A 3,614-nucleotide genomic window follows, 5' to 3' on the forward strand; every position below is an offset into this window, starting at 1 on the left:
GCGCTGCGGCGCGGGCTGCATGACCGGCTGCTGGGCGATCGGGTGCGGCTGAGGCTGGGCCGGCGGAGCCTGGAAGATCTTGCTCTGCGGGCGGAAGTCGTCGACCGGCGCGGGGCGCGGCTGTGCCATCGCGGCGGCGTTCGCCTCTGCAAGCTGGATCGCCTCGGCGACCGGATCGACGGCGCGCGGCTCGTAGGCCTGCTGCTGAACCGGTGCGGGACGGCTTTCCTGAACAGGTGCCGCGGGACGGGCGACCGGCTTCTGCGGCGCGCGGATGGAGATTGGCGCCGCGGCGATTTCGGCTGCCGACTTGTCGATGCCGGTAGCGACCACCGAGACGCGGATCACGCCTTCCAGTTCCTCGTCGAAGGTGGCGCCGAGGATGATGTTGGCGTCCTGGTCGACCTCCTCGCGGATCCGGGTCGCGGCTTCGTCCACCTCGAACAGGGTGAGGTCACGGCCGCCGGTGATCGAGATCAGCAGGCCCTTGGCGCCCTTCATCGAGGTCTCGTCGAGCAGCGGGTTGGCGATCGCGGCCTCGGCGGCGGCCATGGCGCGGCCCTCGCCCGAAGCCTCGCCGGTGCCCATCATCGCCTTGCCCATCTCGCGCATCACCGAACGGACGTCGGCGAAGTCGAGATTGATCAGGCCTTCCTTGACCATCAGGTCGGTGATGCAGGCAACGCCGGAGTAGAGCACCTGGTCGGCCATGGCGAAGGCATCGGCGAAGGTGGTCTTGTCGTTGGCCAGCCGGAACAGGTTCTGGTTGGGGATGACGATGAGCGTATCGACGCATTTCTGCAGTTCCTCGATGCCCATGTCGGCCGTCTTCATGCGGCGCTGGCCCTCGAAATGGAACGGCTTGGTGACGACGCCGACGGTGAGGATGCCCTTCTCGCGCGCCGCGCGGGCAACGACAGGTGCAGCGCCCGTGCCGGTGCCGCCGCCCATGCCGGCGGTGACGAAGCACATATGCGTGTTGGACAGATGATCGATGATCTCGTCGATGCATTCTTCCGCCGCCGCGCGGCCGACTTCCGGCTGCGAGCCGGCGCCGAGGCCTTCCGTGACATGCGCGCCAAGCTGGATCAGCCGCTCAGCCTTCGACATCGTCAGCGCCTGCGCGTCGGTGTTGGCCACCACGAACTCGACGCCGCGCAAGCCGGCTGTGATCATGTTGTTGACCGCGTTGCCGCCGCCGCCGCCGACACCGAACACGGTGATGCGTGGCTTAAGCTCGGTGATGTCCGGCTTCTTGAGATTGATGGTCATAGTCTCCGTCCTTTGCCTTTCCCGCCGCCTCGCCGCTGCGGCCGCCTTTGGGGCTGTCCCCGTCAAATTAAAAACTGTCTCTCAACCACTGACTCATGCGATGCAGTTTTCCGCCCGTTCCGGTCATCCTGAAACCGGAAAGTCCTTTCGCCGAATGGCTCTCGAAGCTCGCCATTTGAGGATAGATCAGAAGCCCGACCGGGGTCGAAAACGCCGGCCCCTTGGCCGCTTCCGGCAGGCCTGCCACGCCGAGCGGCCGGCCGATGCGCACGTTGCGCCCAAGAATGCGCCGCGCCGCCTCCGGCAGGCCCGCCAGTTGGCTGGCGCCGCCGGTAAGGACGACCCGCTTGCCGACGGCGTTGCCGTAGCCCGATTTGTTCAGCCGGTCGCGCAAAAGCTCGAGCGTCTCGTCGATGCGCGCCCGGATGATCCGCGTCATCACCGAGCGCGGGATCTGTAGCGGCAGCTCGCCCTCCTCGCCGATCGGCTGGATGGAAACCAGGTCGCGGTCGTCCGCGCTGCCCGGCAGCGCAGAGCCATGCATTACCTTCAGCCGCTCGGCGGCGTCGAGCGAAGTCGACAGACCCTTGGCCATGTCGAGCGTCACATGATTGCCGCCGATAGCGATGGCGTCGCCATGCACGAACTTGCCTTCCGAGAACACCGAGATCGTGGTCGTGCCGCCGCCCATATCGATGCAGGCCGCGCCCATTTCGAGCTCGTCGTCGACCAAAGCCGCGAGACCGCTGGCATACGGCGTCGCCACCATGCGCTCGACCGACAGATGCGAGCGGTTGATGCAAAGCTCGAGATTGCGCATCGGCGCAGCATCGCCGGTCAGCACATGCATATCGACGCCCAGCGTCTCCCCGACCATACCGCGGGGATCCCGCACGCCGCGCTCGGCATCGAGCGAGAAGCCGACGGGAAGCGAATGAACCACCTCTCGCTCGGCCCGCAGCGCCTGCTTCGCGCCGGCAGCGAGCACGCGCTTGATGTCGGCTTCCTCGACCTGATGGCCGCCGAGATTGATGGTTGCCGAAAAGGCCTCGCTCTTCAGCCGGCCGGCCGTCAGGTTGACGATAAGGGAATCGACGGTGAGCCCCGCCATGCGCTCGGCGGCGTCGACAGCGAGACGGATGGCATGCTCGGCGCGGTCGAGATCGACCACGACGCCCGACTTAACCCCCTGCGACTTCTGATGGCCGATGCCGATCACCTGGATGCGATGCGAGCGTCCGCGCAACAGCTTGCCGTCCTCGCGCGGCTTCAGCTTCGCCACCACGCAGCAGACCTTGCTCGAGCCGACATCGAGCACCGTCAGCGTGCCCGACCGGCGCGAAGAGGCATCACCGCCGCCGCCAAGCCAGCTCATATCTTCGTCTCCGGCTTGCGTTTCGTCAGGCTCTTCGGCTTGTCGCTGAGCGCGGCTTCGCGCTGCGTCGCCGCTTCCGGCGAGAGCTCGACGACCAGGCGATCGGACAACCGCATGTCGACGGCAGCGATGTCGCGCGTCAACAGTCCGTTGTCATGATCAAGCTTGACGAGCTCGGCGATCGCCTGATCCTCGCCGTCTTCCGGCAGCTTCACGGTGATGCCGTTCTCCAGCTTGAGATCCCAGCGCCGCTCGCCGACACGAATATAGCCTTTGACCCGCGCCGCCAGATCGGGATAGCGCTTGATCCTCTCCAGGAAATCCGGCGCCTTGGCCGGCGCGCCCGTGCCGATGATCAGCGGCAGCAAAGCCTGCTTGCCGCCCGAGAACGGCGCGATCACCTCGCCCGACCGCTCGATGACCGAAAGCGAATTGCCCTGCTGCCAGAGCGCGAAGGGCTCACGCTCCTCGACACGGACCTCCAGCGTGTGAGGATAGATCTTGCGCACCGCCGCAACCTCGACCCAGGGCAACGTCGCGATGCGCTCGCGCGCAGCCTCGGCATCAAAGCCGATCAGCGACGTCCAGCCATCGAGGCCGAGGCGGTCCAGTATATCGATCTCGGAAGTCTGGCGATTGCCGACGACCTTGATCTGGTCGACGGCAAAACCGGTTCGGGCCGTCACGCCCTGCACGATGCTGTCGGCGTAGCCGCCGAGATAGGCCCCATAGGCTCCGGCGGAAGCCAACAAGGCAGCCGAGAGGATCGCAGCCGAAAAACGCGGCGCCTCATACTCGCCATCGCAGAGACGGGCAAGCAAACGCACCGGCCGCCGCAGCTGGCGCGGCAACACGAAATGGTCGAACGATAGCGGCACGCCGAACAGCGCGGGCCCAGTCCCGCGGCCCTTGCCCTGGCCCCACCTCAACGCAGACACGAAGCGTCCTCCACCATCCAACTCAACAA

General features: G+C 66.4%; 3 protein-coding genes. All 3 read right to left on the bottom strand.

Going from position 1 to position 3,614, the window contains the following annotated elements:
- Positions 1-1,272, bottom strand: a 1,272-nt coding sequence (gene ftsZ / locus EOA32_RS34775; protein ID WP_128374105.1) for a cell division protein FtsZ, incomplete at its 3' end; no start/stop codon positions are given.
- Positions 1,273-1,339: 67 nt separating this feature from the next.
- Positions 1,340-2,647, bottom strand: coding sequence for a cell division protein FtsA (ftsA, locus tag EOA32_RS34780; protein ID WP_095783816.1), 1,308 nt, complete (start codon positions 2,645-2,647; stop codon positions 1,340-1,342).
- Positions 2,644-3,585 carry a cell division protein FtsQ/DivIB gene (locus EOA32_RS34785; protein ID WP_128374106.1) on the bottom strand — a complete coding sequence of 314 codons (942 nt, stop codon included), beginning with the start codon at positions 3,583-3,585 and terminating at the stop codon, positions 2,644-2,646. Before EOA32_RS34785 ends, ftsA begins: the two co-directional genes overlap by 4 nt.
- Between the last annotated feature and the right edge of the window lie 29 nt (positions 3,586-3,614).

Source organism: Mesorhizobium sp. M1A.F.Ca.ET.072.01.1.1 (genome assembly GCF_004023325.1).
Classification (GTDB): Bacteria; Pseudomonadota; Alphaproteobacteria; order Rhizobiales; family Rhizobiaceae; genus Mesorhizobium.